The sequence below is a fragment of the Actinomycetospora sp. ABD4_176 genome (genome assembly GCF_056311855.1).
Map to the genome: position 1 here is coordinate 333659 of NZ_CM149974.1, position 26289 is coordinate 359947.

Consider the following 26289-nt stretch of genomic DNA (forward strand, 5'->3'; position numbering starts at 1 on the left):
GGCCGCTGTCGCCGCGCTGACAGCTCCGGTGCTCCTGATCTCCTACGGTCGTGGTCGTGATCCACGTCATGATCGCGGTGACCGGGTGACGACACCGCGGAGAGCACGGCTCGTCCCCCTCCTCGTCCCCCTCCTCGTCCCCCTGCTCGTGGCCGCGCTCGCGGCGTGCTCGTCGGGCGCGGCGCCGCCCCCGGCCGCGCCGAGCCCGGCGGCGGCCGCGCCGGGCGGTGACCCCGCCGCCCGGGTCGACCAGCTCGCGAACGCCGCGCTCGGCAACGGCATCACCGGCGCGGTGGTGGCGATCGAGGACCCGGCGGGCCTGCGGATGCTGCGCGCGTACGGGACGTCCGACACCGCCGGCACCCCCATGGCGCCCGACGCGCACTACCGCATCGCGAGCGTCACGAAGTCCTTCACCGCCGCCGCCGTGCTCGCTCTCGCCGGCGAGGGGCGGCTGTCGCTCGACGCCCCGATCTCGGACTCGGTGGCCGGTGTCCCGAACGGCGAGCGGATCCGGGTGCGGGACCTCGTCGCCATGCGCGGCGGCGTCTACGACTTCACCGAGGACCCCGGCTTCGGAGCCCGCTACGACGCCGACCCGATGCTGCCGGGGTGGCGCGCCGAGGACGTCGTCCCGATCCTGCAGGCCCACGCCGGCGAGGCCCGCCCGCCGAACACGGAGACCCGGTACTCGAACTCCGAGTACGTCCTGCTCGGCTTCGTCCTCGAGCGCGCGACCGGCCGCCCCGCCGGCGAGGCGATCGCGGCGCAGGCGCGCGCGATGGGGCTCGCGCAGACGTCGTACCCGACCTCGGGCGACGACCTCCCGGCGCCGTTCGCCCGCGGCTCCATCGCCACCGGCGACGACCAGACCCCGCCGCCCTACCGCGACGGGACGGTCTCCAATCCCGCCGTGCCCGGGTCGGCCGGCGCGATGATCTCCACGGTGCCGGACATGGCCCGCTACGCCCCGATGCTCGCCGGTGCGACCGATCGCCAGGTGTGGGGGCCGCTGACCGCCTCGGGCATCCGGCTGCAGTACGGGCTGGGCGTGACGCAGGTCGGTGACTGGGTGGGCCACGACGGCTCGATCTTCGGTTACAGCGACATGGTCTTCCACCTCCCGGCGCGGCAGGCGACCGTCGTGGTGATGGTCAACGCCGGGAACGGCGCGGCCGTCCCGGCGCAGGAGCTGTGGGCGCAGATCGTCGACGCGCTGTACCCGGGCACGCTGACACGCTGGCCCTGAGTGACGTGCGCAGGGCCGAACGGGTGGCGTCCGGCGACGGGCCCGGCGGGCAGGGTCACACTGAGCGGCCCGACGGGGGGCGCCCGGGGTTCCCGGGTGAGCCACGTCGAAGGAGGCCGTCATGGCCGCGATCGAGCACAGGAACATGGGTGCGCCGGACGAGACCCGCACCCCGGACAAGACCCGCCTCGAGGTCGTGCAGCTCGGGGACACCACGGTCGGTCGGGCGACGCTGCAGCCGGGCTGGCGCTGGTCGGAGTGCATCAAGCCGGTGGTCGGCGGGGAGAGCTGCCAGACGGCCCACCTGGGCTACGTGGTGGCGGGCCGCCTGCACGTCAGGGCCGACGACGGCACCGAGGCGGACCTCGACGCCGGCGAGACCTACCGCCTGACCCCGGGCCACGACGCCTGGGTGATCAGCGACGAGCCCTTCGTCGCGCTGGAGTTCGAGCCCAAGACGGCGGAGACCTACGCCCGGGGCTGACCCACCCATGTGAGTACTTTCCGGGCCTATAGCCCCGGAAAGTGCTCACATAGGGTTGAGGCGTGACGGAGCTTCCGCCGCCGGTGCGCTGGTGGGGACGCCCGTTCGGTGAGGCGCGGGTGCACCTCGAGCTGGCGCGGCTGCTCCTGTCCGACACCTGGCGCGGCGCGGACGTCCCGCACGGCGACGGGGCGCCGGTGATGCTCGTGCCCGGGTTCCTCGCCGGCGACCTCACCCTCGCGGTCCTGCACGACTGGCTGCGCAGGATCGGCCACCGGTCCTACCGCTCGGGCATCTCCTGGAACGTCGACTGCTCCGAGGCCGCGGTGCGCCGCCTCGACCGCCGGCTCACCGACGTCGCCGAGCGCGCCGGCGCCCCGGTCACCCTCGTCGGGCACAGCCGGGGCGGCCTGTTCGCCCGCGCGCTCGCGGCGCGCAGCCCCGACCGGGTGCGGCGCGTCGTGGCCCTCGGCAGCCCGCTGGCCTCGCAGCTCGACGCGTCGGTGCTCACGCTCGCGGCGGTCGGCGGCGCCCGCGTCGCGCAGAACGTCGTGCGCCCCCACCGGCCGCACTGCCTGACCGTGCGCTGCCCGTGCCCGTTCTCCGCCGACCTGCAGGCGCCGGCCGCGCCGCCGGTCGTCGCCGTCTGGAGCGCGGGGGACGGGATCGTGCGGCCCTCGGCCTGCCGCCCCGACGACGCGGAGTGGCGCGAGGTCCGCGGCAGCCACGTCGGGCTGGGCGTCAACGTCGAGGTGTACCGCCACCTGGCCGAGGTGCTCGCGCGGCCCTGACCACCCCCTGACCACCGTTTGGATCAGCACCCCGCGGGGCACGGGACGCGCATGACCGCGTGGACCCCCGCCGACATCGGAGACCAGTCCGGCCGCACGTTCGTCGTCACCGGCGCGAACTCCGGGATCGGCCTCGAGGCGTCCCGCGAGCTGGTGCGCGCCGGCGCCCGCGTCGTGCTCGCCGTGCGCGACACCGACAAGGGCGAGCAGGCCGCCGCCGAGATCACCGCCGAGATCACCGGTCGCGGCACCACCGAGGTCCGCCGCCTCGACCTCGCCGACCTCTCCTCGGTGCGCGCCTTCGCCGCCGACCTCGACGGCCCGGTCGACGTCCTGATCAACAACGCCGGCCTCATGGCGGTCCCCGAGCGGCGCACCGCCGACGGCTTCGAGATGCAGATCGGCACGAACTTCCTCGGCCACTTCGCCCTGACGGGGCTGCTGCTCGACGTGGTCACCGACCGCGTGGTGACGCTGTCGAGCGTCGCCCACCGCGTCGGGAAGATCGACCTCGCCGACCTCAACTGGCGGCGGCGGCGCTACCAGCGCTGGCTCGCCTACGGGCAGTCGAAGCTCGCCGACCTGATGTTCGCCTACGAGCTCGAGCACCGCTTCGTCGCCGCCGGCTCGCCGCTGCGCTCGATGGCCGCGCACCCCGGCTACAGCGCGACCAACCTGCAGAGCCGCACCGAGTCGGTGCAGGACCTCGCCATGGGCGTCTTCAACAAGATCGTCGCGCAGGGCCCGGCCGGTGGCGCGCAGCCCACGCTCTACGCGGCGACGGTGCCCGACCTGCCCGGCGGCACCTACGTCGGCCCCAGCGGCTTCCAGGAGATCTCCGGGCCGCCGGTGCCGGTCGGCTCGACGGTCGCCTCGCACGACCGCGCCACCCAGGCCGCGCTGTGGGACCTCGCCGCGGAGCTGACCGGGGTCACGCCGCACATCCGCGCCGGCGCGCGGTCCTGAGCACCGCCACCGACGCCCCGCTGCGGGCGCTCGAGCGCTGCGTCGCCGACGACCTCCCGCTCGCGCCGGTGCACGCGGCCGTCGGGGCCCGGCTGCGGGCGGTCGAGCCCGGGCGGGCCGAGGCGGTGCTGCCCGCGCTGCCCGCGCTGCCCGCGCTGCCCGCGCTGCCCGCGCTGCCCGCGCTGCCCGCGCTGCCCGCGCTGCCCGCGCTGCCCGCGCTGCCCGCGCTGCCCGCGCTGCCGGCACCGGCGCGCGAGCCCGACGCGGCGCTGTGGGTGCTCGCCGACTTCGTCACCGGCGTGGCCGTCACCGGCACGCTCGCCGCCGGGGAGCGGATCACGACGCTGCGGCTGACGCTGCACGTCGTCGCGCGCACCTCCGGGTCGCTGCGCGCGGTGGGCACGCTGGACGACGTCACCGACGGCGTCGCCCTGAGCACCGCAATGATCACCGACGACGCCGGTCGCACGGTCGCGCGGGCGGTCGGGCGCAACGCGGTCCTCGCCGACGAGGTCGCCGCGTCGACGTGGCCCGGCGCCGCGTCGACCTGGTCCGACCCGCCGCGCGCGCCCGACGGGCTCGTGCTCGAGGGCGCGGCCCCCGACCACGTCGCGGTGAACCACGCGGGCGTCGTGCAGGGCGGGGCGCTGGCGTCGCTGCCCGCCCGGGCGCTCGCCGACGTGCTGGGCGGTCCGGCGGACGAGGCCACGGCGACGTTCCTGCGCGCGGTGCCCGTCGACGGCCGCACGGTGCACGCGACGACCGAGATCGAGCACGGCGGCCGGCGCCTGCGCAGCGCGCGTGCGGTGCTGCGGGACGACCGCGACCGCACGGTGCTGACGATGACGGGGCTGCGCTACAGCGGCGCGTGACCCGGCGCGTGACCCGGCGCGTGACCCGGCTCGCGACCCGGCGCGTGACCCGGCGCGTGACCCGGCTCGCGACCCGGCGCGTGACCCGGCTCGTGACCCGGCTCGTGACCCGGCTCGTGACGAGGCTCCCAGCGCCGTCGCTGGGGCGTCCGTGATGAGGTGTCGTGGTGAGCGTGACCGTGGTCGGCATCGGCGCCGACGGGTGGCCCGGGCTGGGTGAACCCGCCCGCGCCGCGCTGGAGAAGGCCGACGTCGTGCTCGGTGCGCCGCGCCAGCTCGCGCTGCTGCCCGTGTCGTCCGCCGAGCAGGTCACCTGGCCCTCGCCCCTGATGCCCGCGCTGCCCGGCCTGCTCGCCGAGCACGCCGACCGGACCCTCGCCGTCCTCGCCAGCGGCGACCCGACGTTCTACGGCATCGGCTCGGCCGTCCTCGCCCACGACCCGGCGGCGACCGTGCTGCCCGCGCCGTCCTCGCTCGCCCTGGCGTGCGCGCGCCTGGGCTGGGCGGCGCAGGACGTCGAGGTGCTCTCGACGGTCGGGCGTCCGCTCGCGGCGGTCCGGGCCGCGCTGGCGCCGCGGCGGCGGCTGCTGGTGCTCGTGCCCGACGGCGAGGCCCCGGCGGCGCTGGCCGCCGCGCTGGAGACCTGGGGGTACGGCGAGGCGTCGCTGACCGTGCTGGCCTCGCTCGGCGCGCCGGGGGAGAGCCGCGTCGACGGCCGCGCGCGCGACTGGGACCAGCCGTCGGGCGACCCGCTCGCCGTCGTCGCCGTGACCTGCCCCGAGGTCCCCGACGACCCGTTCCTCGGCCGCGCCCCGGGCCTGCCCGACGACGCCTACGACCACGACGGCCAGCTGACGAAGGCCGAGGTCCGCGCGCTGTCGGTCGCCGCGCTGCGGCCCGCGCCCGGCGCGCTGCTGTGGGACGTCGGCGGCGGGGCCGGCAGCATCGCCATCGAGTGGATGCGCCACCACCCCGCCTGCCGGGCGGTCAGCGTCGAGGTGCGCGAGGACCGGGCCGAGCGCATCCGCGCCAACGCCGCGACCCTCGGGGTGCCGGGGCTGCGGGTGGTGGTCGGGCGGGCGCCCGAGGCGCTGGCGGGACTCGACCCCCCCGACGCGGTCTTCGTCGGCGGCGGGGCGTCGGCGCCCGGGATGCTCGACGCCGCGTGGGCCGCGCTGCGACCCGGCGGGCGGTTCGTCGTCAACACCGTCACCGTGGAGGGCGAGGCCGCGCTCGCCGCCTTCCGTGCCGACCACGGCGGGGCGCTGCGCCGGATCGGGATCGAGCGCGTCGCGCCGGTCGGGCGGTTCTCCGGGTGGCGGCCCCTGGCCGGCGTCACGCAGCTCGTCGCGCGCAAGGATGTCTGAGTGACCGTCCGCTTCGTCGGCGCGGGCCCCGGCGCCCCCGACCTCATCACCGTGCGCGGGCTGCGTGCGATCGCGACCAGCCCGGTCTGCCTCTACGCGGGCTCGCTCGTGCCGCCCGAGCTGCTGGGGCAGTGCCCGCCGCACGCCCGGCAGGTCGACACCGCGCGGATGACCCTCGACGAGATCACCGCCGAGCTGGTCGCCGCCCACGAGGCGGGCCATGACGTGGCGCGGCTGTGCTCGGGCGACCCGGCGGTGTTCTCCGCGGTCGCCGAGCAGGCGCGGCGCCTCGACGAGGCCGGCGTGCCGTGGGAGATCGTGCCCGGCGTCCCCGCGTTCTCGGCCGCCGCCGCGGCCCTGCGCACCGAGCTCACCGTGCCCGGGGTGGGCCAGTCGGTGGTGCTCACCCGCGACGCCGCCAACGCCACGCCGATGCCGCCGGGGGAGTCGCTCGACGTCTGGGCCGCGGCCGGCGGGACGCTCGTGCTGCACCTGGCCGTGCAGCGCTGCGCCTCGGTGGTGGAGGCGCTGCGCCGGCACCGGCCGGCGTCGGAGCCCGTCGCCGTGGTGGCCCGGGCGTCGCGCGACGACGAGGTGGTGCTGCGCGGCACGCTCGCCGACATCACCGAGCGCGTCGAGGCCGCCGACGTCCGGCGCACCGCGGTGATCGTCGTGGGGCCGGTGGTCGGCGTGGCCGAGGGCTGCGAGTCGCACCTCTACTCCGCGGCGCGCGCTCGGCCGTGAGCCGCGTGGTTCTGAGCGAAGGGCCCCTTCGCGCGACTAGATCGGCGAGGGGCGCCCTTCGCCGGAACGGAGTGGGCGAGCGGGTTCTGAGCGAAGGGCACCTTCGCTCGGCTAGATCGGCGAGGGGCGCCCTTCGCCGGAATCCCGCGGGGTCATCGTGACGCGGCGTGTGCTCGTCCTCGGCGGCACGGCCGAGGCGCGGGAGCTCGCGGCGCGGCTCGCGGCCGCGGGCCACGCGGTGACGACGTCGCTCGCGGGGCGCACGCGTCACCCGCGGCTGCCGGCGGGGGAGGTGCGCACGGGCGGGTTCGGCGGGGTCGAGGGGCTGGCGGCCGCGCTGGCCGCCGTCGACGTGCTCGTCGACGCCACCCACCCGTTCGCGGCGGCGATGACCGACCACGCCGCGGGCGCGGCGGCCCGCACCGGCACCCCGCTCGTCGTGCTGCGCCGGCCCGGGTGGACCGCCGGCCCCGGCGACCGCTGGACCCGCGTGCCGTCGCTCGCGGCCGCCGCGGCCGCGGTCCCGGCCGGCGCGCGGGTGCTGCTCGCGACCGGTCGTCAGGGCGTCGGGGCGTTCCTCGACGTCGACGCGTGGTTCCTCGTCCGCGCGATCGAGGCGCCCGACGTGCTGCCGCTGCGCAGCGAGCTCGTGCTGGCCCGCGGCCCGTTCGCCCTCGGCGACGAGCGCGCGCTGCTCGAGCGCCACGGGATCACGCTGGTCGTCGCCAAGGACTCCGGCGGCGTCACCGAGGCCAAGCTCGTCGCCGCCCGCGAGCGGTCGGTGCCGGTGCTGCTCGTGGACCGCCCGCCCGTGCCGGAGGGCGTGACGGCCGTGGACTCCGTGGACGCGGTGCTCGCGCACGTGTGATCGAAGTACCGATACGGACGTTGAGTGTCCGCCAAGGCACTTCGCTGACACCCCGCTAGGAGCCCGCTGAAGAAGTGGGTTGGTGGGCGGGGCGCCTCGGCAGTCGTGCTGCGGTCAGCACCCGTGGGTGCGACAAGAGGTCGCTCCGCCCGGCGCTGATAGTGGCGGGTTGTTGATGGGCTGTCGAGGCCGTAGCCGGGCCGGTAGTCGGCTGGGTCCTCGGATCAGCTTGCGGCCAGGGCCCATCGGCCGTGGTCGAGGTGCAGTCCGAAGGTGATCATTCGGCGGAGGTTGAGCGCGGCGACGCGGGTGTGCAGCCAGGCGTTGTTCTTGACCACGCCGCGGTGGGGGACGCGCCGGTTGCCGCGGGTCAGCCAGGCGATGGAGCGCTCGACCATGGGCCGGTGCCGACGGTAGGACTCGAGGTGCTCGGGGGTGCTCGCCCGGGCGCGGTGTGCTCGTTGCAGCGCGTGGTGCGGCCCGAGGTGCAGGGTGCGCCCGTAGGTGGCGGTGGTGCATTGCGCGCGCAGTGGGCAGTCGCGGCAGTGCGCCCCGAAGATCGCTGCTCCGCTCGCAGTGATCGGGCGGGTGATCCCGTTCGGGCAGGTCATGGTGCTCGCGGCCGGATCGTGGGTGAAGTCGTCGATGGTGAACCCGCCGGGGACGGTCGGGCGCAGCGGCCACGGCTTGATCACCGCGGTGTGCCCGGCCGCGGCGAGCGCGGCCAGGGCGTCGCCGGTGCCGTAGGCCGAGTCGGCCAGCACCTCCAGCGCCTCGCCCGGCTCGCTGGCGGCGGCCTCGAGGTTGGGGTCGCCGGTGAGCAGGGCGATACCGACAGTGGCGTCGCTGTTGTCCGGGCCCGAGGCTTGGGTGAGCCTGGTGTTGGTGATCAGCCCGGTGTCGGGCTCGACCACCACGTGCGCGCGGTAGCCGTCCTGGCGGCGCTCCCGGGACTTGTGCGCGTGGCGGGTGTCGGGATCGACGGTGGAGATCACCCGGTCCGGGGCCACCTTGGTCGCGATGCGCCAGCGCCCGTCGGTGCCATCGGAGCCCTCGGCAGGCTCGACGTCCTGCCCGGCGACCAGCGCCAACAACGCCACCGCCTGACTGGCGCGCTCGTCGAGCCCGGCCCCGCCGGGGTGGCGCGTCTCCAGCTCGGCGAGTACCGCCAACGCGTCGTTGACCAACGCGGAGACCAGCTCGTCACGGGCCGCGGGGTCGTCCCAGGCGATCTGCGGCTTGCCCGGGTGGGAGTAGTCATGCCCGCTCGTGGTGACCGCCGTGACGACCTCGGCGCCGGCACCGACGTCGCGGGCGACCCGGCGGATCGCGGCGATCAGCTGGGTCACGGTGTCCTGGCGGGCCACCGCGTCATCCAGAATCGTCGAGTCCAGCGCCCGGCGGGTCTTCCCCGCCACCGCACCAGTCTCGGCGACCACCGCGGCGACGGTCTCGAAGATGCGGTTCGGGCTGTTCGAGGCGGCCAGCCGGCGTCGCCAGTAGGTCAGCGTCGAGGCGTCGAACGCGGTGTCGGTGATCGCCAGCCCGCAGGCGGCTTTCCACCGCAGATCGAACGTGAGTGCCTCGACAGCTTCCCGGTCCGACAGGCCGTGCAGGGCCTGCAGAACCAGCACCGTGGCCACCACCTCCGGCGGCACACTCGGCCGGCCGCGGCGGGTGGGAAACAGGTCGGCGAACAGCTCCGGGGCGAACAGCCGGGCCCGATGCGCGGCCAGGAACGCGAACACGCTGCCCGGCTTCAGCAAATGCCCGGCGACCGACTCCACATCCAGCAACTCACGCTGATCATCAGAGCGACCCTGCACCCGACAAGGATCCCAGCCCACCCGCCGACCACCAGCCTCGACGCGCTGACTTCTTCAGCAGTCTCCTAGAACGCCAGCACCCCCACCGCGAGGATGGCGGCGACGACGAGCAGCAGGACGAGGTCGCGGAGGCCGGGGCGCTGGTCGGGGCCCGCGACGGCGCCGAGCCCGCCCCGCGCGCTGATGGCCTCGCCCGTCTCGGCGGCCCGGCGCACGGCCATGGCGCAGGCGAGCATCGCCGTCCGCACGCCCGTGCGCACCTGCTCGCGCAGCGGCACCGACTGCCGCCCCGCCGGGCGGCGCTGGCCCAGCAGCTGCCACGACGTGCGGCCCTCGGCGAGCAGCAGCGGGACCAGTCGCAGGCCCAGCGCGATCCCGGTCGTCGGGGTGCGCAGCGGGAGGCGCAGCCGCCGCCCGACGCGCGCCAGCCGTTCGAGCAGCGGCGGGAACGCGCCCAGCGGGGTGGTCGCGATGAGCAGCGCCGCCCCGAGCAGCGAGACCAGCGTCGTCGCGAGGAACAGCACGACCCGCTCCAGCCCGCCGATGCTGAGCTCGGTGCCGACCACCTCGACCAGCGGCGGGCGCGTCGACAGCGTCGAGAGCACGATCGCCGGCAGCCAGAGCAGCAGCCAGCGCGGCGGTCGGGGCACGGCACCGCGCGGCAGGCGGGCGGCGACCGCCCCGACCAGCAGCACGGCGGTCGCGGCCGCGAGCGTCGGCCAGGTCGGGTCGACGAACAGGCAGCCCGCGGTCAGCGCCAGCGCCGCGATCTTCGTGCCCGCCCAGGCGCGGTGCAGCGGCGAGGGACGTGGCAGCGTGCGCACGGCGCCGAGGGCACCGCGGCTCCGGCGTTCCTTCTCGGCGGGGTCCGGGGCGTGCGCGCCGACGAGCGACGGCGGTCCGTGGACCGTCCCGTCGTCGACGTGCAGCACCGCGTCCGCGAGGTCGGCCAGGGGTGCGGTGTCGTGGGTGACGACGATCAGCGTCGTCCCCGCCGCCCGGGCCGCCCCCAGGGCGTTGCGGACGGCCGTCGCGGCGTCGGTGTCGAGCCCGGCGAGGGGCTCGTCGAGCACCAGCACCCGCGGGCCCGCCCCGAGCAGCCCGGCGAGCAGGACCCGGCGCTGCTCGCCGCCGGAGAGCTCGTCGACGGGCCGGTCGCGGTAGACCGCCGGGTCGAGCCCGAGGGCGGCGAGGGTGGTGTCGGCGGTGCGGGGCCCGACGCCGGCGGCGTCCTCGACCTCCTCGCCGACGGTCGGGCGCAGCAGGGCCGGGCGCGCGTGCTGGACGGCGAGCAGCGCGCCGTCGCGCCCGTTGCGCAGGGGCGCGCCGTCGAGGGTGGCGGTGCCGCGCGCCGGGGTCGCCAGACCGGCGAGCAGCCATGCGAGGCTCGTCTTCCCGGCGCCGTTCGGGCCCGTGACCAGCACCGTGTGCCCGGCGGGGATGCGCAGGTCGATGCCGGCGAGCACCGGGCGGCGCCACGGGGTGCCCGCGTCGTGCACGACGTCGACCCCCCGCAGGCGCAGCGCGCCGCCGGCGGCGGGACGGGGCGGGCCCCACGACCCGGGCGGGGCGGCCGGCGCGCGGTCGGCACCCGGCAGCGCGACGGCGACGTCGGCGGACCCGGGGTCGTGGTGGGTGATGTGCAGGACGGCGACACCCTCGGTGCGCGTCAGGCTGCGCAGCAGCGCGGTGACCTCCTCGCGCCCGTCGGGGTCGAGCATCGCGGTGCTCTCGTCGCTGACGACCACCGCGGGCCGGCGCGCGAGCAGCGCCGCGACCGCCAGGCGCTGGAGCTCGCCGCCCGACAGCGTCGCCGTCTCCCGGTCGCCGGCGCCCTCGAGCCCGACGCGCGCGAGCAGGGCGTCGACCGGCACGTCCTGGCCGGGCGGGAGGCCCCAGCGCAGGTCGTCGGCGGCGCGCACGCCGAGGACCTGGCTGTCGGGGCGCTGGAACACCATCCCCGTCCCGCCGACCGCGCCGAGGCCCGCGTCGCCCGGGCGCTCGACGGTGCCCGCCGCCGGCGGCCGCCCGGCCACCACCCGCCCGAGCGTCGACTTCCCGGCCCCGTTCGGGCCGGTGACCACGGCGAACGTGCCCGCCTCGAGGTCCAGGTCGACGGGCGGGCCGGAGGGCAGCACGACCCCGCGCAGGCGCAGCGGCAGCGGAGCGGGGGCCTCGGTGCGCCCGGACGGCAGCCGACCGGCGAGGTCGGTGGGCAGCAGGCGCCGGACCGCGCGCAGCGGTCGCGCCAGCACGAGCGCGGCGAGGGCCACCCCGAGCAGCGTCGCGACGATCGCCGCCGCGGGCAGGGTCACCCACCAGTAGCCGGTGATCACGGCGACCACCCGGTCGCCGGTGGCCGTGACGTGGTCGGTCGCCCCGACCGCGCGCAGGAGGCGGGCCATGCCTCCCCACGAGGTGCGCAGCTGGTCGAGGACGAGCTCGCGGTAGGCGGCCAGCAGCGCGAGCAGCGCGGTCCCGACCAGCGACGTCGGCAGGGCGAGGACGACGACGCCGGTCAGCGCCGTCCGCACCGTCGACCACCCGCGCCGGGCCCCGACCCCGAGCAGCCAGCCCAGCGACGCCGCCGACGCGGCGCTCCCGGCCGGACCGACGCCACCGACGAGGAACGCGACGACGACGGCGACGAGCACCCCGACCGCCCCCGTGCGCCCCGGCCGGCGGGCGGCGAGCACGGCCGCCGGGAACGCGGCGATCACCGTCCCGAGCGGGCCGATCGGGAAGAGGCGCGTCAGGACGCACACGACGGCGACGAGATCGCCGAGGGCGGCCGCCTCCGCGAGCTCGACCGCGTCGAGGGGTCGGCGGGGAGGGGACCGGCGGAAGCGCCGCACGCGTCGAGTATGCCCGGCGCCAAACCCGACCTGTCCCTTGACGACTAACGAAAGTACTCACTAACGTTAGCTAGATACCAACCGACCCCAGGGAGTCACCATGGGCAGGCCCGTCGCGTACTTCGAGATCACCAGCTCCGCGCCCGAGAAGATCCGCGAGTTCTACAGCGCCCTGTTCGGCTGGACGACCAGCGACGACCCGTCGATGGAGGGCTACGCCATGGTCGACACCGGCGCCGGTGACGACGCGATCCCCGGCGGCATCGGCCCGTCGGTGGGCCCGGGCGACACCGGCGTGAAGATCTACGTGCGGGTCGACGACCTCGAGGGCGACCTGGCCCGCGCCGGTGACCTCGGCGCCGCCACCCTCCTGCCGCCCATGGAGCTGCCCGGGGGCTACGGCCGCATCGCCGTCGTCGCCGACCCCGACGGCAACCCCGTGGGGCTCTGGGCATGACCACCGGGGTCCCGGGGCGCCGCGTCCTGCACGTGCTGTGGGGCGCGGCCCTCGAGACCGCCCGTCAGCTCGTCCACCGCCCGCACCGAGGAGGACCGATGTCCCGCGTCCTGTTCCAGGTCGTCCACTTCCCCAGGCCCGAGCACCGCGAGGACATGCTCGCGGCGATGGCCGTCATCCGTGAGACCTCGGCGCACATCGCCGGTCTCGACGAGATCGGCGCGTTCGAGGAGCCCGACGGCTCGCGCATCGTCGCGATCTCCGTCTGGGCCTCGCCCGAGGCGATGGCCGCGGGCGCGCAGGAGCTGTTCGCCTCCGTCGCCGACCTCCCGCTCGACCGGTGGGAGACGCGGCCCTCCGAGTCGGCGACGCTGACCCAGGTCGCCTGACACGATCCGGGGGTGGCTGACGAGCAGTGGTTGTGCCTGGGCGGACGCCAGCACGCCTGGGTGGTGACCAACTTCGACTCCGGCAACGAGTTCATGGCCGCCGACGAGATCTTCTGCCCGACCTGCGGCCGGCTCGTCGCCCGCGACCGGCCGGGCGAGGACTGGAACTGGATCCCGCTGGAGGGCGACCCCTCCTGAGCCGGCTCAGCCGTAGCGCCGCGGCGTGTAGACGGTGCCCGGCGCCGGCCAGCGCGACGTCGACGCGCCGACGATGAGCAGGGTGCGCATGTCGACCTCGCCCGGGACGAGGTCGGCGAGGCGCACCACGCGCACCGACTCCTCCGGCCCGTCGACGTCCCGGCCGACGACCACCGGCGTCGACGGGTCGCGGTACTTCAGGAGCAGGTCACGGGCCGCCTCGACCTGCCAGGTCCGCGACCGCGACGCCGGGTTGTACAGCGCGACCGCCATGTCGGCGTCGGCGACCGCGGCCAGTCTCCGCTCGACGACCTCCCACGGCTTGAGGCGGTCCGACAGCGAGACCATCGCGTAGTCGTGCCCGAGCGGGGCGCCGACGCGGGCGGCGACGGCCTGGGCGGCCGAGACGCCCGGGACGACGCGCACGGGCACGTCGGGGTAGTCGGCGGCGGCGACCTCGACGACCGCCGAGGCCATCGCGAACACCCCCGGGTCGCCGGAGGAGACGACGGCCACCCGCCGTCCGTCGCGCGCGAGGTCGAGGGCGAACGCGGCGCGCTCGGACTCCACCTTGTTGTCCGAGGCGTGCACCCGCTGGCGCGGGTTCGGGGGCACGCGAGCGGTGTAGGTGGCGTAGCCGACGACGTCGTCCGCGGCCGCCAGCGCGGCGGCGGCCTCGGGGGTCAGGCGGTCGCGGGCGCCCGGCCCGAGGCCGACGACGACCACGTCGCCGGTGTGGTGGCGGTCGATCCCCCCGTCGATCCCCCTGTCGATCAGGGCCGCCGTCTCCGCGCGCGCGGTCGGCGTGGAGTCGGCGTGCACCCGCGAGGGGACGATGCCCACGGCGAAGTAGGGCACCGAGTCGGGGGCGACGTCGGCGAGCGGGGCGGTGCGCTGCGCGTCGGTGGAGGCACGCTCGACGTAGAAGGCCTCGTCGAGCCGACCCGACGTGGCGAGCGCCGCGCGGACGCCGGTGAACGTGCGCCCGAGCTTCATCACCGCCGCGGCGTCGGTCTGCGCGAGGCGCGCGGCGAGCTCGTCGGGCGGGAGGGTGCCGGGCAGGACGGTCAGCACCTCGTCGCGCTCCACCAGCGGGCGCCCGAGGGCTGCCGCCGCGGCGGCCACCGACGTCACGCCGGGCACGACCTCGGTGGGGTAGCGGTCGGCGAGGCGCTTGTGGAGGTGCATGTACGAGCCGTAGAAGAACGGGTCGCCCTCGGCGACCACGACGACGTCGCGGCCGGCGTCGAGGTGCGCGGCCAGGCGGGCGGCGGCCTCGGCGTAGAAGGCGTCGAGGCGGCCCTGGTAGTCGTCGGTCCGTTCCGTGGTGACGGGGTAGGTGAGCTGCTCCTCGACCTGGGTCCCGAGGTACTGCGCGACGATCCCACGGGCGTGCGACCGCCCGTGGCGCGCGCAGTGGTAGGCGACGACGTCGGCGCCGCGGACGAGGTCGACGGCGCGCACGGTCATCAGCGACGGGTCGCCGGGGCCGACGCCCACGCCGTAGAGGGTGCCGGTCACGCCCGTGCCCCCAGCGCCAGCGCGTTCACCGCACCGACCGTCATCGCCGAGCCGCCGCGCCGGCCGTGGACGACGACGTGCTCGATGGCTGTGCCGTCCCCGCCCGACCCGAAGCCCACCAGCGCCGCCTTCGACTCCATCGCCCCGACGAACCCGACCGGCAGCCCCAGCACGACGGCCGGCCGGGGCGCGCCCTGCTCGATCATCTCGAGCAGGTGGAACAGGGCGGTCGGGGCGTTGCCGATCGCGACGACCGCGCCGTCGAGGTGCTCGCGCCACAGCTCGAGGGCGGCGGCGCTGCGGGTGGTCTGCAGGGTGGCGGCGAGGTCGGGGACCTGCGCGTCGTGCAGGGTGCAGAGCACCTCGTTGTCCGCGGGCAGGAAGCGCCGCGTGATGCCGCTCGCGACCATCATCGCGTCGCAGAGGATCGGTGCCCCGGCGCGCAGGGCCGCGTGGGCGGCGGCGACCGCGCCGGGGGAGACCTCCGTGTCGGCGGCGAGGTCGACCATCCCGCAGGAGTGGATCATGCGGACGACGGTGTCGTGGGCGTCCTCGGGCAGGTGCGCGAGGTCCGCCTCGGCGCGGATGATCGCGAACGAGCGGCGGTAGATCTCCGGCCCGTCGGCGACGTAGGAGGGGACGGCCGACCTCTCCGTCGTCTCGCTCACCCCGACACCCTCCCTGTTCGGACGATCGTGCGATAGGTACCGCCGGGCGTGCCCTCGACCACGGCGACGGGTCCGGCCGGCGTGCCGCAGGCCCGGTCGCAGCCGACCCAGTGCTGGTGCAGGAGCCCGCCGGCGCGGCCGGTGGCGACGGCGCGGGCGAGGTCGCCGCGGACGTCGGTGTGCGACTTGGCGCAGCGCGGTGCACCGACGCACGCCGAGAGGCTCGCCCAGCGCGAGGGCCCGATCTCGACGTGGGGCGCCAGGCGTTCGCGGGCGTCGTCGGGCGGGTCGCGCAGCACCACCGTCCGCCACGGCGTGACGCGCAGCGTGGCGCCCTCGTCGCCGAGGTCGGCGAGCACCCGCGCTGCGGCGGGCGTGACCTCGCCCAGGCGGGGGAGGACCTCGAGGCAGGTGCGCTCCGCGCTCGTGAGCACGTCGGCGTGCTCCAGCACTCTTCTCTGCTCACGAGCGCGGAGCGCACCGAGCACGGCGTCGGCGCCCACCTCGGCCACACGCCAGGCGTCGCCGCGCACGGCGAGGAAGGCCTCGACCGCGGCGAGGGCCAGGGCCGCGGGGTCGGCGGTGGGGTGCTTGCCGGTGACGTCGGTGGGGGCGCCGGCGAGCCACAGCCCGCCGCCGAGCACCACGGCCACGTCGGCGCCGAGGCCCAGCACGTCGCCCGTGCCGTCGTCGATCGCGACGAGCAGGCGGCCGGGGACCTCGGTGCGCCCGCGCAGGGCGTCGGCGATCGCGCGGGCCGGCGCGTCGACCGCCGGCGAGCGCGGCGAGGCCACCACGCTGCAGGGCACGTCGCGGCCACGGTCGTCGAGGAGCGGGGCGGGCCCGCCGATCGCCGACAGGACGGCGGCGAGATCGTCGGCACCCTTCACCGTGAGGCCGCGCACCTGCCAGGATCCCCGCGACGTGAGCTCGAGCGGGGCGGCGTCGGCGGCCGTACCGGCAACACCGGCCAGCAGGCGCAGCTCCGCGGGGGCGATCGCGCCGCCCACCGGGCGGAACCGCGCGAGCGCCCCGTCGGCGGCGTCGTGACGGCGCCAGGCCCCCGGGCACGCGTCGGGCCGGGCCCGGACCGGGGCACCGTCACGTCGTCGGGGAGCGGGCATCCGTGACACAGTAGCCACGACTGGTCCTCAACATCTATCTAGGTGTTCATACATCGGCCTGGAGGCGCGGTGCTCCTGCTGCTCTCGACCTCGGACACCGACCTGCGCTCGGCGCGGGCCAGCGCACCCGGTCAGGCGGGTGGTTGGCGCTGGGCGAACCCGGCGCGGGTGGCGGTGGACGAGCTCGACGGCCTGCTCGACGGCGTCGACCTCGTCGTCGTGCGCCTGCTCGGCGGCCGCCAGGCGTGGGAGGACGGGCTGGACGCGCTGCTCGCGCCGTCGCAGCCGCGGCCCGTCGTCGTGCTCGGCGGGGAGCAGAGCCCGGACGCGCAGCTGATGGAGTCGTCGACGGTGCCGGTCGGCGTCGCGACCCAGGCGCACCTCTACCTCGCCCAGGGCGGGCCGGAGAACCTCGCGCAGCTCCACCACTTCCTGTCCGACACGGTCCTGCTCACCGGCCACGGCTTCGAGCCGCCCGCCGAGATGCCGAGCTGGGGGCGCCTGGACGGCTGGGAGCATCCGGAGGACGCAGCGAACGCGCTGTTCGCTGCTTCTAGCGCAACGAACAGCGCGTTCGCTGCAACACCCCACGCCCGCCCCCGGGTCGCCGTCGTCTACTACCGCGCGCACCACATGGCCGGGAACACGGCGTTCGTCGACGCCCTGTGCCGGGCGGTGGTCGACGCCGGCGGGGTGCCCGAGCCCGTGTTCTGCTCGTCGCTGCGCAGCCCCGACGACGAGCTGGTCGAGGTCCTGCGCCACGCGGACGTGCTGGTCACGACCGTGCTCGCGGCCGGCGGCTCGCGACCCGCGGCGGCCAGCGCCGGCGAGGACGACGAGAGCTGGGACACCGGTGCGCTCGCCGCGCTCGACGTCCCGATCCTGCAGGCGCTGTGCCTGACGCGGACCCGCGACGAGTGGCTCGACGACGACGACGGCGTGAGCCCGCTGGACGCCGCGAACCAGGTCGCCGTCCCGGAGTTCGACGGCCGCATCATCACCGTGCCGTTCAGCTTCAAGGAGACCGACGCCGACGGGCTCCCGGTCTACGTCGCCGACCCCGAGCGGGCCGCGCGCGTGGCGGGGCTGGCGGTGAGCCACGCCCGGCTGCGCCACGTGCCGAACGCCGAGAAGCGCATCGCCCTCGTGCTGTCCGCCTACCCGACGAAGCACGCCCGCATCGGCAACGCGGTGGGGCTGGACACGCCGGCGTCGGTGGTGCGCCTCCTGCAGGCGATGAAGGATGCCGGCTACGGGATCGGGGAGGTGCCGGGTCTCGCCGAGGGCGACGGCGACCTGCTCATCCGCGCGCTCATCGACGCCGGCGGCTACGACCAGGACTGGCTGTCCGAGGACCAGCTCGCCGCCAACCCGATCCGCATCCCCGTCGACGAGTACACGGCGTGGTTCGCGACCCTGCCCGACGACTTCCGCGCCGGGGTCGAGGAGCACTGGGGCCCGGCGCCGGGGGAGATGTTCCTCCACGACGGCGCGATCACCGTCGCCGCGCTGCAGCGGGACAACGTCGTCGTGATGATGCAGCCGCCGCGCGGGTTCGGCGAGAACCCGATCGCGATCTACCACGACCCCGACCTGCCGCCGAGCCACCACTACCTCGCGGCCTACCGCTGGCTGCAGAGCACGTTCGGGGCGCACGCGCTGGTGCACGTCGGCAAGCACGGCAACCTCGAGTGGCTGCCGGGCAAGACGGTCGCGAGCAGCGCGTCCTGCGCGCCCGACCCGATCCTCGGCGACCTGCCGCTGGTCTACCCGTTCCTCGTCAACGACCCGGGCGAGGGGACGCAGGCCAAGCGCCGGGCGCACGCGACGCTCGTCGACCACCTGGTGCCGCCGATGGCGCGCGCCGAGTCGTACGGCGACCTGGCGCGGCTCGAGCAGCTGCTCGACGAGTACGCGTCGATCCAGGCGATGGACCCCGGCAAGATCACCGCGATCCGCGGGCAGATCTGGCAGCTGATCCAGGCCGCGAAGCTCGACAGCGACCTCGGCGTCACCGACCAGCCCGACGACGAGCGCTTCGACGACTTCGTCATGCACCTCGACGGCTGGCTCTGCGAGATCAAGGACGCGCAGATCCGCGACGGCCTGCACATCCTCGGGCGCGCGCCGAGCGGGCAGGAGCGCGTCGACATGGTGCTCGCGGTCCTGCGGGCGCGGCAGCTGTGGTCGGGCACGCAGTCGCTGCCCGGGCTGCGCGAGGCGCTGGGCATGGTCGAGGACGGGACGACGTCGCGCAGCGACACCGACCGCTTCGAGGAGACCGCCCACTCGCTCGTGCTCGGCATGGAGAAGCGCGCCTGGACCGAACCGGCCCAGGTCACCCTCGAGGTCCTCGGTCGTCCCGACGCGACCGTCACCGACATCCTGACCTTCGCCGCGACCGAGGTCGTCCCGCGCCTGGACCGCACCACCGACGAGATCACCGGTGTCCTGCACGCCCTCGACGGCGGGCACGTCACGGCCGGGCCGAGCGGGTCGCCGCTGCGCGGGCTGGTCAACGTGCTGCCGACCGGGCGGAACTTCTACTCGATCGACCCGCGCGCGGTGCCGTCGCGGCTGGCCTGGGAGACCGGGCAGATGCTGGCCGACTCGCTGCTCGAGCGGTACCGCGCCGACCACGACGGGGAGTGGCCGACCAGCGTGGGCCTCTCGCTGTGGGGGACCGCCGCGATGCGCACCTCCGGTGACGACGTCGCCGAAGCGCTCGCGCTCATGGGCGTGCGGCCGGTGTGGGACGAGGCGTCGCGGCGCGTGACGGGGCTCGAGGTCGTGCCGTCGGCCGAGCTCGGGCGCCCGCGCGTGGACGTCGTGCTGCGCATCTCCGGGTTCTTCCGCGACGCGTTCCCGCACGTCGTGGCGACGATGGACGACGCGGTGGCGCTCGTCGCCGCGCTGGAGGAGCCCGACGAGGACAACTTCGTCGCCGCGCACGCGCGCGCCGACGCGGCCTCCGGGGCGAGCTGGCAGGCCGCCACGACGAGGATCTTCGGCTCGCCGCCCGGCGCGTACGGGGCGGGGCTGCTGCAGGCGATGGACTCGCGCGACTGGCGCGGCGACGCCGACCTCGCGGAGATCTACACGACCTGGGGCGGGCACGCCTACGGGCGCGGGCGCCAGGGCGAGTCGGCGGTCGAGGAGATGCGCGCGGCCTACCGGCGGATCGCGGTGGCGGCGAAGAACATCGACACCCGCGAGCACGACATCGCCGACTCCGACGACTACTACCAGTACCACGGCGGCATGATCGCCACGGTCCGCGCGCTGACCGGGGCGGCGCCGGCGGCGTACGTCGGCGACTCGACGCGTCCGGAGAACGTGCGGACGCGGTCGCTGATCGAGGAGACGGCGCGGGTGTTCCGCTCGCGCGTCGTCAACCCGCGCTGGATGGCGGCCATGCGGCGGCACGGCTACAAGGGCGCGTTCGAGATGGCCGCGACCGTCGACTACCTGTTCGGCTGGGACGCGACGGCGGGGACCGTCAGCGACTGGATGTACGGCTCGCTGACCGAGAACTACGTCCTCGACCCCGAGAACCGCGCGTTCCTGCGCGAGGCCAACCCCTGGGCCCTGCACGGCATGGCCGAGCGCCTGCTCGAGGCCGTCGACCGCGGCCTGTGGGAGAGCCCGGACCCGGCGATGGTCGAGCAGTTGCGCGAGGCGTTCCTCGAGGCCGAGGGCGACGCCGAGGGTGGCTGACGCCGGGTGCTGACATCGTCGGACGATTGTAAGGTGCGGCACACGGGCGGGTGACGCCGCCGCCCTACGGTGACGGTCCACACGCGACCGACCACGGGGGGTGCCGATGAGCGACCGGACCGCGGGCCAGGAGGCCGGGGACGACAGCACCACGGAGACCGACGAGCGCTACCGTTCCCCGGGCCTGCAGACCGAGCCGGAGGCGCCGAGCACCGTCCGACGGCACCGGATCGGGCTGGTCGCGGGCCTGGTCGGGGCGGGGCTGGTCTACCTCGTGCTGCCGGCGAGCCTCGCGCCCGAGGCGCGGCTGACCGCCGCGGTCGCGGTGCTCATGGGCATCTGGTGGATGACCGAGGCCATCCCGATCCCGGCCACCGCCCTGCTGCCGCTGGTGCTCTTCCCCGTGCTCGGCGAGCCGTCCGTCAGCGACGTCGGTGCCTCCTACGGCGACGACATCATCTTCCTGTTCATGGGCGGCTTCCTGCTGGCCCTGGCCATGCAGCGCTGGAACCTGCACCGCCGCATCGCCCTCGTCACCATCCGGGCGATGGGGACCAACCCCACGATGCTCATCGCCGGGTTCATGGTGGCCACCGGCTTCCTGAGCATGTGGGTCTCCAACACCGCGACCTCGGTGATGATGCTGCCGATCGGGATCTCGGTGCTGCTGCTCGTGCTCGACCCGGCCACCACCGGTGCCCCGGGCGCCACCGACGGGGCCGACGGGGACGACGAGAGCGCCCGGCGCACGGTGGTGCGCTCGACGTTCGGCACCGCGCTGATGCTGGGCATCGCCTACGCCGCGTCCATCGGCTCCCTGGCGACGATCATCGGGACGCCGCCCAACACCCTGCTCGTGGGGTATCTGGAGACGCAGGGCATCCAGATCGGCTTCGGGCAGTGGATGCTCGTGGGCCTGCCGCTGGCCGCGGTGTTCCTGGTCGTCGCCTGGTTCGTGCTCACGAAGGTGCTGTTCAAGCCCGAGATCGACCGCATCCCCGGCGGTCACGCGCTGATCGACGGCGAGCTCGCCAAGCTGGGCCCGCCCTCGAGCGGGGAGAAGCGGGTCCTCGCGGCGTTCGTCCTGGCCGCGGTGAGCTGGGTGGGGATCCCGCTCATCTGGGAGGACCCGGCGATCAGCGACGCGGGCATCGCCATGGCGATCGGTGTCCTGCTGTTCCTCGCCCCGGCCGGCGCCGCCCGCGGCGTGCGGCTGCTCGACTGGGAGAGCGCGCTGAAGCTGCCGTGGGGCGTGCTCCTGCTGTTCGGGGGCGGCCTCGCGCTCTCCGCGCAGTTCGACGACAGCGGGCTCTCGCAGTGGATCGGCGAGCAGGCCGGGGCGCTCGGCGTCGTCCCGACGGTGCTGTTCGTGCTGCTGCTCGTGGCCGGGGTGCTGCTGCTGACGGAGCTGACCAGCAACACCGCCACGGCGGCGACGTTCCTGCCCCTCGTCGGCGGCGTCGCGATGGGTGTGGGCACCCCGGTGCTGCTGCTGACCGCACCGGTCGCCCTCGCGGCCACCTGCGCGTTCATGCTGCCGGTCGCCACCCCGCCCAACGCGATCGCCTACGGCTCGGGCTACGTGACGATCGGCCAGATGATCCGCGGCGGGTTCTGGCTCAACCTCATCGCCGTCGTGCTGATCACCCTCACCACCATGACCCTGCTCGTGTGGGTCTTCGGCATCGCCTACTGACGGTGTCGGGCCGGCGGCCGCGTCGTGACGCGACGGGGATGAGCGCAGGAATCGCGTCCCGCCAGTTCTCCCGACCGTGGTTTCCCGGATTCCGGTCCACTCTCGACCGGTCCCTCGGGAAACAGACCGCTTGTATAGCATCGCTTTGCTATACTTGACCGATGCCGGGACGAGAGAGGAGCACGACCATGTCCGTGCAGCTGGTGCACCCCGAGCGCGTCCACCGGGTCGACGTCCACCACCAGGTCGCCGACACGCGGGGCTCGCGCACCGTCTACCTGGCCGGTCAGGTGTCCTGGGACGTGGACGGGAACCTCGTGGGCCGCGACGACCTCGCCGCGCAGGCCGAGCAGGCGTTCCTCAACGTCGCCGCCGCGCTCGACGCGGTCGGGGCGACGCCGGCCGACCTGGCCAAGGTCACGATCTATGTCGTCGACCTCGACGCGTCGAAGGCCGATCAGCTCGTCGCCGGGCGCGACCGTGCGGCCGCGGCCCTGGGCGTCGAGCTCCAGCAGCCGAGCACCTGGATCGGGGTCACCGCGCTGGCCGCGCCCGGCTACCTCGTCGAGGTCGACGCCGTCGCCGTGCTGTCCTGAACGCTGCCCTGAACGATCTCCCGGGCGCTGTCCGTCGGCGGGCGCAGCGCCGCCCAGCCGGCCTCGACCGAGCGCCGGCAGGCCGCGGGGTCGTCACCCGCGGCGACGATGACGGCGGTGAGGAGGGGGACCCCCGAGGCGAGGGTGCGCCGTGACGCGACACGGCTGACCACCAGCGACACGATCCCGTGGCAGACGGTCCAGACCTCGGTGGCGAGCCGGTCGGGGTCGGTGTCCGGCGCGATCCGGCCCTCCTGCCGGCACCGTCGCGCGGCGCGCTCGAGGTACCCGAGGGTCGCCTCGGCGGCCGCGACGTCTTCGAGCTCGACGGTCGCGTCGAACATGACGCGGTAGAGGTCGGGGTGCTCGAGAGCGTTGACGGCGTAGGCGGCGGTGCCCGCCACGAGGTCCTCGACGGGGTCGGCCGGGACGACGAGGGCGTCGAGGCGGGCCGCGAGCCGCGTGAAGCCCTCCTGGCGCAGCGCGCGCCACACGCCGTCCATCCCGCCGAAGTAGGTGTAGACGGCCATCGTCGAGACCCCGGTCCCGGCGACCAGCGACCGCAACGTGATCGGCTCGCGCTCCCGCAGCATCCGCGCGGCGCGCTCCAGCAGCTGCGTGCGCACCGCCGGGTCCTTCTGCCGCGCCATCCGGGGATGCTATGGCAACGCCATGGGGAGGTCAGGTCCCGCAGGCCCCGCCGTAGGTGGTGATCTTGTAGTCGACGACGGCCAGGGCGGCCTGCAGGTCGCGCAGGCGGTGCAGGATGTCCTCGCGGTGGGCCTCCAGCAGCGCCAGGCGCTCCGGCTCGGTCGCGGGGCCCTGCTTGACGAGATCGACGTAGCGGGCGATCGCCGCGATCGGCATGTCGGAGTCGCGCAGCCGCGAGATGAACACGACCCGGCCGACGGCGTCGCGGTCGTAGACCCGCCGGCCCGAGCCGTCGCGGGGCACGTCGACCAGACCGATCCGCTCGTAGTAGCGCAGCGTATGGGCGCTGACCCCGGTCAGCGCCGCGACCTCGGCGATGGCCATCCGGTCGGGGATCTCGAGGTCCCGCACCAGCTCCGCCGTCAACGGGGGCAGCTCGCCCTCCGTGGTGTGGATGAGGTTCCGCAGCCGGTCGGTCGTCACGCTCACACCGTCGACCGTAGGGCTTCGAGCGCACTCGAAGGCAAGCCCGTCCGGAGCGGGCCAGGATGGCGGGCGTGACGACGGACGCCTTCACCGCGCAGCGTCCCCGCCTGTTCGGCCTGGCCTACCGGATGCTGGGGTCGGCGCACGACGCCGAGGACGTGGTGCAGGACGCCTGGCTGCGCTGGGCGGGGCGCGAGGCGGAGGTCGACAACCCCGCGGCGTGGCTGACGACCGTCGTCACCCGGCTCTGCCTCAACCGCCTCGACTCCGCCCGCGCGCGCCGCGAGACCTACGTCGGCCCCTGGCTGCCCGAGCCGATCCTCACCACCGACCCGGCGACCGGCCCGGCCGCGACGGTGGAGGAGCGCGAGTCGGTGTCGCTGGCCCTGCTCACGACGCTGGAGCGGCTGACCCCGCCCGAGCGCGCGGTCTACGTGCTGCGCGAGGCGTTCGGGCACAGCCACGCCGAGGTCGCCGCGGTCCTCGACGTCACCGTGGCCGGCTCGCGCCAGCTGCACACCCGCGCCCGGCGCCACCTCGCCGCGGACGGGGTGCCGGCGACCCCGCCCACCGACCCCGCCGACGTCGGCCCGCTGCTCGCCCGGTTCGTCGCCGCCGCGCGCGAGGGCGACGTGGCGGGGCTCGAGGCCCTGCTGGCCGCCGACGTCACGGTGTGGTCCGACGGCGGGGGCAGGGTGAGCGCCGCCCGTCGCCCCGTGCACGGCCGCGACGCCGTCGCCCGCTTCCTCGTCGGCGTCCTCGGGCCGCGACGACCGCGGCGGACGGGGGCGGCCGCGGAGGTCAACGGCGCCCCGGCGGCGCTCGCGTTCCTCGACGGCGTGCTCGACGGGGTCCTGACGATCGAGCCCGCCGGTGACCAGGTCGCCACGGTCCGCATCCTGCGCAACCCCGAGAAGCTCGCGTTCCTCGTCGCGCAGCTGTCACGTTCGGCGGGGCTGTCCGGTCGACCTCTCTGAGCGGGCGCCGGCCGGACGCCCGGGGACCGGGAGGACGTCATGACCGTGCTGGTGACCGGGGGACGGGGACGCTGGGGAGCGCGCTCGTCCCGCTGCTCGACGGTCCGCGGGTGCTGAGCCGTCGCGCGGGGCCGGGGCGGGTGGTCGGCGATCTCGCCACCGGCGAGGGCCTCGACGGGGCGCTGGCGGGGATCGGCACGGTCGTCCACCTGGCCAGCCGCCCGAAGGGCGACGCGTCGGCTACCGCGCGCCTCGTCGACGCCGCGCGCCGGGCCGGGGTGGCGCACCTCGTCCACGTCTCGATCGTCGGCGCCGACCGCATCCCGCTGCCCTACTACCGCGAGAAGGTGCAGAGCGAGCAGCTCGTCGAGGGCTCGGGGCTGCCGTGGTCGATCCTGCGCGCGACGCAGTTCCACGACCTGCTCGCGACGCTCTTCGCCGCCACCGCCCGCGTCGGCGTCCTGCCCGTGCTGGCCGGGGCGTCGTTCCAGCCGATCGCGGTCGGCGACGTCGCCGCGCGCCTCGCGGACCTCGTCGCCGCGCCGCCCTCGGGGCGCGCGCCGGACCTGGGCGGGCCGGAGGTCCGGGCCATGGACGACCTCGCCCGGGTCTGGGCGCGGGCGACCGGGAAGCGCCGTCCGGTGCTGCCGCTGCGCGTCCCCGGGGCGATCGCCCGCGGCTTCCGCGAGGGCGCGCACCTCACGCCGGCGCACGCCGAGGGCGTCGTCACCTTCGAGCAGTACCTGGCGGCGGGGGTGCGGTCGTGAGGGCGCTTCTCGGCCTCCTCGCCGCGTTCCAGCTGGTGGTCGGCCTCTGGGCGTTGGTGCTCCCGCAGCTGTTCTACGACGCCTTCCCGTACGGCGGCACGCCCTGGGTCGCCCTGCTCCCGCCGTTCAACGAGCACCTCGTGCGCGACCACGGCGCCGGCACGCTCGCCCTCGGCGTGGTGCTGGCCTTCGCGGCGTGGTGGCCCGAGCGGCGGTTGGTGATCGCCGCGGTCGTCGCGTTCCTCGTGTTCGCCGTGCCGCACGCGGTGTTCCACACCTTCCACCTCGCGCACTTCCCGCTGGTCGACGCGGTGCTGCAGCAGGCGGCGTTCGCCCTCGAGATCCTGCTCGCGGTGGCGGTGCTGGCGCTCCTGCCGCGCCGGCGGGTCACGCCCGCCCGGACGTGAACCCGTGCACGGCGTCGGTGACCGCGGCCCGCAGGCCCGCGGTGTCGCGGCGCGGGCCGGCGCCGGCGAGGTCGTCGAAGGCGAGGCCGTCGAGGCAGGCGACGAGGTCGTCGGCGCGGCGCGCGGCGTCGGGCACGCCCAGCCCGTCCAGCGTCGCGGCGACGCGCCGGCGGACGCGGGCGCCCCCGGTGCGCAGCGCCGCGCCGAGCTCGGGGCGCCGCGTCGACTCCAGCGCCAGCTCCCACCGCGCGAGCAGCCGGTCGCGGTCGGCGGTGAGCCAGCGCCCGACCAGCGCCACGGCGGCCTCGACGAGCTCGTCGACGTCGGCCGGGGGGCGTGTCGTGGAGGGCACCTCGGCGAGGGTCTGCGCGGTCAGCCGGTCGACGCAGGCCTGCAGCAGGGCCGCGCGGGTGCGGAAGTAGTAGGAGCTGGTGCCCTCGGCGAGCGCTGCGGTGGCGTCGACCGCGCGGTGGGTCAGCCCGCGGCCGCCGTCGCGGGCGAGCACGGCGATCGCCGCGTCGGCGAGCACGTCCCGACGGTCCACGGACGGCCCCTTCCCGACGGTTCCTCTACAGCCGTAGAGTACTGCCTACTACAGGCGTAGAGGAGCCGG

The 26289-nt window shown here is 75.7% G+C and carries 25 protein-coding genes; 17 read left to right on the forward strand and 8 right to left on the reverse strand.

The window, feature by feature from the left end; all coding sequences use genetic code 11:
• Positions 1 to 85: 85 nt before the first annotated feature.
• From ACYX4T_RS01575 to ACYX4T_RS01610, 8 genes are all read left to right on the forward strand, one after another.
• Positions 86 to 1249, forward strand: coding sequence for a serine hydrolase domain-containing protein (locus ACYX4T_RS01575; protein WP_476012828.1), 1164 nt, complete (start codon positions 86 to 88; stop codon positions 1247 to 1249).
• A gap of 121 nt (positions 1250 to 1370) precedes the next feature.
• Positions 1371 to 1733, forward strand: a complete 363-nt coding sequence (locus ACYX4T_RS01580) for a cupin domain-containing protein (RefSeq protein WP_476012829.1) — start codon at positions 1371 to 1373, stop codon at positions 1731 to 1733.
• Between the two features lie 62 nt (positions 1734 to 1795).
• The gene (locus ACYX4T_RS01585; RefSeq protein ID WP_476012830.1) at positions 1796 to 2524 is read left to right on the forward strand and encodes an esterase/lipase family protein; all 729 of its coding nucleotides are present in this window, start codon (positions 1796 to 1798) and stop codon (positions 2522 to 2524) included.
• A gap of 51 nt (positions 2525 to 2575) precedes the next feature.
• Positions 2576 to 3490 (forward strand): oxidoreductase, encoded by a 915-nt coding sequence (locus ACYX4T_RS01590; RefSeq protein ID WP_476012831.1) that lies wholly within the window; start codon positions 2576 to 2578, stop codon positions 3488 to 3490.
• On the forward strand, positions 3427 to 4362 hold the full coding sequence (locus ACYX4T_RS01595) for a PaaI family thioesterase (protein ID WP_476012832.1): 936 nt from the start codon (positions 3427 to 3429) through the stop codon (positions 4360 to 4362). Before ACYX4T_RS01590 ends, ACYX4T_RS01595 begins: the two co-directional genes overlap by 64 nt.
• 167 nt (positions 4363 to 4529) lie before the next feature.
• Positions 4530 to 5729 carry a precorrin-6y C5,15-methyltransferase (decarboxylating) subunit CbiE gene (gene cbiE / locus ACYX4T_RS01600; RefSeq protein ID WP_476012833.1) on the forward strand — a complete coding sequence of 400 codons (1200 nt, stop codon included), beginning with the start codon at positions 4530 to 4532 and terminating at the stop codon, positions 5727 to 5729.
• Positions 5730 to 6473, forward strand: a complete 744-nt coding sequence (gene cobM, locus ACYX4T_RS01605) for a precorrin-4 C(11)-methyltransferase (protein ID WP_476012834.1) — start codon at positions 5730 to 5732, stop codon at positions 6471 to 6473.
• Positions 6474 to 6630: 157 nt separating this feature from the next.
• Positions 6631 to 7341 carry a cobalt-precorrin-6A reductase gene (locus tag ACYX4T_RS01610; RefSeq protein WP_476012835.1) on the forward strand — a complete coding sequence of 237 codons (711 nt, stop codon included), beginning with the start codon at positions 6631 to 6633 and terminating at the stop codon, positions 7339 to 7341.
• Between the two features lie 224 nt (positions 7342 to 7565).
• Here ACYX4T_RS01610 and ACYX4T_RS01615 read toward each other — a convergent pair whose 3' ends face one another.
• Both ACYX4T_RS01615 and ACYX4T_RS01620 read right to left on the reverse strand, forming a co-directional pair.
• Entirely contained in the window at positions 7566 to 9167 is a 1602-nt protein-coding gene (locus ACYX4T_RS01615) for an IS1182 family transposase (protein WP_476010294.1), read from the reverse strand.
• 65 nt (positions 9168 to 9232) lie between these two features.
• Positions 9233 to 12022: a DUF2232 domain-containing protein gene (locus ACYX4T_RS01620; RefSeq protein WP_476012836.1), complete on the reverse strand. Its 2790-nt coding sequence runs from the start codon at positions 12020 to 12022 to the stop codon at positions 9233 to 9235.
• 100 nt (positions 12023 to 12122) lie between these two features.
• Between ACYX4T_RS01620 and ACYX4T_RS01625 the strand changes: the two genes are divergently transcribed.
• From ACYX4T_RS01625 to ACYX4T_RS01635, 3 genes are read left to right on the forward strand one after another with little or no spacing between them, the layout of a single operon-like run.
• Positions 12123 to 12479, forward strand: coding sequence for a VOC family protein (locus tag ACYX4T_RS01625; protein ID WP_476012837.1), 357 nt, complete (start codon positions 12123 to 12125; stop codon positions 12477 to 12479).
• Complete coding sequence (locus ACYX4T_RS01630; RefSeq protein ID WP_476012838.1) at positions 12476 to 12868, forward strand: hypothetical protein; 393 nt, start codon at positions 12476 to 12478, stop codon at positions 12866 to 12868. Before ACYX4T_RS01625 ends, ACYX4T_RS01630 begins: the two co-directional genes overlap by 4 nt.
• A gap of 12 nt (positions 12869 to 12880) precedes the next feature.
• Positions 12881 to 13066: a hypothetical protein gene (locus tag ACYX4T_RS01635; RefSeq protein ID WP_476012839.1), complete on the forward strand. Its 186-nt coding sequence runs from the start codon at positions 12881 to 12883 to the stop codon at positions 13064 to 13066.
• 6 nt (positions 13067 to 13072) lie between these two features.
• On the opposite strand, the gene ACYX4T_RS01640 is transcribed toward ACYX4T_RS01635, so the two are convergent.
• The 3 genes from ACYX4T_RS01640 to ACYX4T_RS01650 are packed head-to-tail and all read right to left on the reverse strand — an operon-like array spanning position 13073 to position 16379.
• A complete protein-coding gene (locus ACYX4T_RS01640; RefSeq protein WP_476012840.1) occupies positions 13073 to 14587 on the reverse strand; it encodes a precorrin-2 C(20)-methyltransferase in 1515 nt (504 codons plus the stop codon).
• The gene (locus ACYX4T_RS01645) at positions 14584 to 15255 is read right to left on the reverse strand and encodes a precorrin-8X methylmutase (RefSeq protein WP_476012841.1); all 672 of its coding nucleotides are present in this window, start codon (positions 15253 to 15255) and stop codon (positions 14584 to 14586) included. Before ACYX4T_RS01645 ends, ACYX4T_RS01640 begins: the two co-directional genes overlap by 4 nt.
• A complete protein-coding gene (locus ACYX4T_RS01650; protein WP_476012842.1) occupies positions 15252 to 16379 on the reverse strand; it encodes a precorrin-3B synthase in 1128 nt (375 codons plus the stop codon). Before ACYX4T_RS01650 ends, ACYX4T_RS01645 begins: the two co-directional genes overlap by 4 nt.
• 69 nt (positions 16380 to 16448) lie before the next feature.
• On the opposite strand from ACYX4T_RS01650, the gene cobN reads away from it, so the two are divergent.
• From cobN to ACYX4T_RS01665, 3 genes are all read left to right on the forward strand, one after another.
• On the forward strand, positions 16449 to 20096 hold the full coding sequence (gene cobN, locus ACYX4T_RS01655; protein WP_476012843.1) for a cobaltochelatase subunit CobN: 3648 nt from the start codon (positions 16449 to 16451) through the stop codon (positions 20094 to 20096).
• A 106-nt stretch (positions 20097 to 20202) separates the two neighbouring features.
• Positions 20203 to 21792, forward strand: a complete 1590-nt coding sequence (locus ACYX4T_RS01660) for an SLC13 family permease (RefSeq protein WP_476012844.1) — start codon at positions 20203 to 20205, stop codon at positions 21790 to 21792.
• Between the two features lie 188 nt (positions 21793 to 21980).
• Positions 21981 to 22388 (forward strand): RidA family protein, encoded by a 408-nt coding sequence (locus ACYX4T_RS01665; protein WP_476012845.1) that lies wholly within the window; start codon positions 21981 to 21983, stop codon positions 22386 to 22388.
• Here the strand turns inward: ACYX4T_RS01665 and ACYX4T_RS01670 are convergent.
• Together ACYX4T_RS01670 and ACYX4T_RS01675 are read right to left on the reverse strand one after the other, a co-directional pair.
• Positions 22349 to 23038 (reverse strand): TetR/AcrR family transcriptional regulator, encoded by a 690-nt coding sequence (locus tag ACYX4T_RS01670; RefSeq protein ID WP_476012846.1) that lies wholly within the window; start codon positions 23036 to 23038, stop codon positions 22349 to 22351. The genes ACYX4T_RS01665 and ACYX4T_RS01670 overlap by 40 nt on opposite strands.
• Before the next feature lie 31 nt (positions 23039 to 23069).
• A complete protein-coding gene (locus ACYX4T_RS01675; protein ID WP_476012847.1) occupies positions 23070 to 23528 on the reverse strand; it encodes a MerR family transcriptional regulator in 459 nt (152 codons plus the stop codon).
• A 59-nt stretch (positions 23529 to 23587) separates the two neighbouring features.
• Here ACYX4T_RS01675 and sigJ point away from each other — a divergent pair, with 59 nt between their 5' ends.
• The 3 genes from sigJ (at position 23588) to ACYX4T_RS01690 (ending at position 25676) form a co-directional block, all read left to right on the forward strand.
• Positions 23588 to 24502, forward strand: coding sequence for an RNA polymerase sigma factor SigJ (sigJ, locus tag ACYX4T_RS01680; RefSeq protein WP_476012848.1), 915 nt, complete (start codon positions 23588 to 23590; stop codon positions 24500 to 24502).
• A gap of 110 nt (positions 24503 to 24612) precedes the next feature.
• Positions 24613 to 25269 carry an SDR family oxidoreductase gene (locus tag ACYX4T_RS01685; protein WP_476012849.1) on the forward strand — a complete coding sequence of 219 codons (657 nt, stop codon included), beginning with the start codon at positions 24613 to 24615 and terminating at the stop codon, positions 25267 to 25269.
• Entirely contained in the window at positions 25266 to 25676 is a 411-nt protein-coding gene (locus ACYX4T_RS01690; RefSeq protein WP_476012850.1) for a hypothetical protein, read from the forward strand. The genes ACYX4T_RS01685 and ACYX4T_RS01690 overlap by 4 nt, the downstream gene beginning before the upstream one ends.
• Here the strand turns inward: ACYX4T_RS01690 and ACYX4T_RS01695 are convergent.
• Positions 25657 to 26220 carry a TetR/AcrR family transcriptional regulator gene (locus ACYX4T_RS01695; RefSeq protein ID WP_476012851.1) on the reverse strand — a complete coding sequence of 188 codons (564 nt, stop codon included), beginning with the start codon at positions 26218 to 26220 and terminating at the stop codon, positions 25657 to 25659. The two genes, ACYX4T_RS01690 and ACYX4T_RS01695, sit on opposite strands and share 20 nt — an antisense overlap.
• Between the last annotated feature and the right edge of the window lie 69 nt (positions 26221 to 26289).